The following is a 3,167-nucleotide window of genomic DNA, read 5'->3' on the forward strand; positions in this document are numbered from 1 at the left end:
GTTTGTTGCTGCATCGCCTTTATTCCCCGTATTTCCATTTGCAGCAGAGCTGTTGCCATTTCCACCTGATGAACAAGCCGATAGCAGCATTCCAAAGCATAATAGCATTACAAGTCCAAGCTTCGTGGATAATTTGCTCTTCATTGCGGTTGTCGCCCCCTATGTTGTGTGAATACTTATTGCGCTCTGTAAGCGCTTAATCCAATGAATTCATTATAAATTATATTGTTATATGTTTATATACTGAATATAATATAAAAAATACCATGCGCTAAAAATCAGCACACGGTATTTTTATGTTCTATTAATTACATTTTGCAAAATTTTACAGGTACAACAATACGCTGCGGCTCGTACTCCCCTTGTAGCTGCGCATGAAGCAATTCAACGGTAACCTTGCAAATCTCGTCTTCATTTTGCTGCAAATACGATACATCCTGAAAATCAGGCCGGTCAAAACAAACGAGCTCGAGATCGTCAGGCACTAACTTCTTCAGCCTCTTCGCTGCGTAATAAGTATAGTTGGTCAACTCTACATTGACAACGAATGCTGCTGAAACCTCAGGGCGCTCACTCATAAAGGATTCAATAATGTGCTGCGCATTGCCGCTCGATATATCCTCAATTTTGAGAATACACCACAAATCCTTGTTAATCGGAAGTTTTTTGGCTAAATACGCTTTTTCGAATCCGATCACTCTTTCTTCGGTCGCTGTATTCGTAATTTCAGGCGTGATAAGGGCAATATGCTCATGCCCGCTGTCGAGCAAATGAGTGATAGCCTGTTCCGTCCCATTCACATTATCCGAGCTGACGCTGTACGTGCGAATCTCTTTCAAAAAACGATCAATTAGCACATGCGGAAATTTATCGAGCGACAAGCGTAAAATGCTATCGTTGTATCGCTCCTCCTCCGTCGGAAATACAATTAATCCGCGTACACTTGCAGCGACCATCGATTCAATAGCTGCGCTTTCTTCAAGCTGCGACTCTCTCGTAATCCGTACCTGTAGGTTGTAGCCGCTGGCTGTTACGTACTTTTCGATTGAGTCCAGTATTTTCTGATCCACCTTCGTCTTCATGCACGGTAAAATAAGTCCGATAACGTCCCGCACATGGCTTGAAACATCTAAATCCTCAGCCGTCTCGCCATCCTGTCTTACGAACGTTCCCTTTCCTTGTACTCGAACGAGTACGCCTTCATCCGCTAAACCAATCAACGCGTTTTTACTCGTGATTTGGCTTACTCTATACTTGTCCGCAAGCTCCTTCTCGGATGGGACACGATCTCCAGGACGCAATTTCCCAGCTTTGATTTGCCCTAAAATATCGACTTGAATTTGCTTATATAAAGGGAAATTTTTCATAACGACGTCCTCTCATTATATTAATATATTAATTATACTAAATTAATTTTATTTTGTCTGCAACGGAATAATTGGTGATCTTTTATAATGATGAGCGAGATCTCTTAGAGAATACAAGAAGGCATAAACTTAAACCCCCGATCATCTCAGTGAAAATTGATCTACGTTATCTAAAAGGACTGTTCCTCTCAGATTCAATTATTGGTCTCGTCGGCTATGCACAATATCCACGAGTCATTTCTCTAACGAACTCTATTACGCTTATTATGTTGAAAACTACTTTTATTTCATTTTAACGAACCTGATTAACGTTATATCACGTTTTGTAAGGTGTCATGAGCTGCTTTTCTCGAAATAACGATTATGGAGTTCGTTACATTTTTAATCCATAATAAATGATTTAAATAAGACCTACTGGGTTCGTAAGCTATAGGTATGATACATGGAAGGACATCGTCCTCCCTAAGATTCATCAAAAAAAACAGGGCTGTTCCAAAAGTAGAATGATCTACTTTAGAAACAACCCTTTAACCTCACTATTGCATAATTCTATTATTTATTGCCCTTATCATACAGCTCTTGAAGCTTCGGCTGCAATTCCTTCGCCCAGTCCGCAGCTGTCATCTTGCCGTCCCACACTTTGCCTGCCTCTTGCCACATCGTATCGATCCACTTCGTATCCTTCGAACCGAAATCAATTGGCGGATGACCATAATCTTCAATAATATCAAGGAAAACTTGACGATTTGCTGGTGCTTTGTCATACGCTACAAACTCGCCTTTTGCCATATCAATCAAGTTTGGCACCGCTTGCCCAAGCTCGTAGTTTTGCTTTTGTCCTTCTTTATCCAGTGCAAGGAATGCTGCTAAGTTAAACGCTTCTTGTGCATGCTTCGATTTGCTGGATACTGAGTAACCCATTGAGCCAACCCACGTCCCTGCTTTGCCTGTCTCCGGATTCACCGGCCATGCCGCGATATCCCATTCAAACGGCAAATCCCAAAATCCCGGTTGATCCCATGGTCCCATTGGGAACATGCCTACTTTGCCGGCTACAAATCGCGAGTAMGAATTCATCGCTTTCTCATCCTCCGGCGACGGCGATACATTGTGCTTGAYGCGCAGATCTGCTACCCATTGCATTGCTTTTGCRAATTCCGGTGTATCAATCGTTACTTTGCCTGTTGTATAGTCGATGAAGTCGCCTCCGCTTGCCCATACCGCGCCTTCCAGCGTAAAGTTGGCTCCGCCATAAATATCGACTTTGCCATCGCCATTCTCATCCTTCGTCAGCTTCTTCGCTGCATCTAACCAGTTGTCCCATGTCCATTTGCCAACCTCTGCCGGCGGCAATTCGAGCCCAGCTTCAGTAAACATCGTTTTGTTGTAGGCCATTGCCCATGGACCTACGTCCTTCGGCAATCCGTACAAATCCCCTTGCCCGAGCTGCTTGCCATCAAAACGGTATCGATCTAGCGCTTGTTTCCATACGTTATCGGCTTGGAACAGCTCTGTCGTTTCTAGAAACGGCTGCAGGTTTTGAATCGTGCCTGCTTCGGCAAACTTGTAAAACTGCGGGCCCGATACATAGAATACGTCCGGTGTTTTGCCCGATGCAACCAGCGTAGACAGCTTCTGATTGTATTCAGCAGGCGGCACGCTTGTGTACTCTACCTTTACGTTCGGATATTTCGTTTCGTATGATTTGATCAGCTTGGCGAATATATCTTTCTCCTGCGGACTGCCATGACCCATAAACGAAATCTTTACTTTTTCTTGCGGTGCGTTTGTTGCTGCATC

General features: G+C 43.6%; 2 protein-coding genes. Both read right to left on the reverse strand.

Annotated elements, in window-relative coordinates; all coding sequences use genetic code 11:
- Positions 1-308 precede the first annotated feature (308 nt).
- Positions 309-1,367 (reverse strand): GntR family transcriptional regulator, encoded by a 1,059-nt coding sequence (locus AC1DPK_RS33985; RefSeq protein ID WP_477513011.1) that lies wholly within the window; start codon positions 1,365-1,367, stop codon positions 309-311.
- Positions 1,368-1,919: 552 nt separating this feature from the next.
- Positions 1,920-3,167 (reverse strand): ABC transporter substrate-binding protein (locus AC1DPK_RS33990; protein WP_477513012.1); only part of this gene is annotated, 1,248 nt, incomplete at its 5' end.

This window comes from Paenibacillus sp. 01T424 (assembly GCF_056398745.1).

What these genes read in the sequence shown, in the direction of transcription:
- AC1DPK_RS33985 (WP_477513011.1), bottom strand. Translation starts at nt 1,367, where the DNA reads ATGAAAAATTTCCCTTTATATAAGCAAATTCAAGTCGATATTTTAGGG.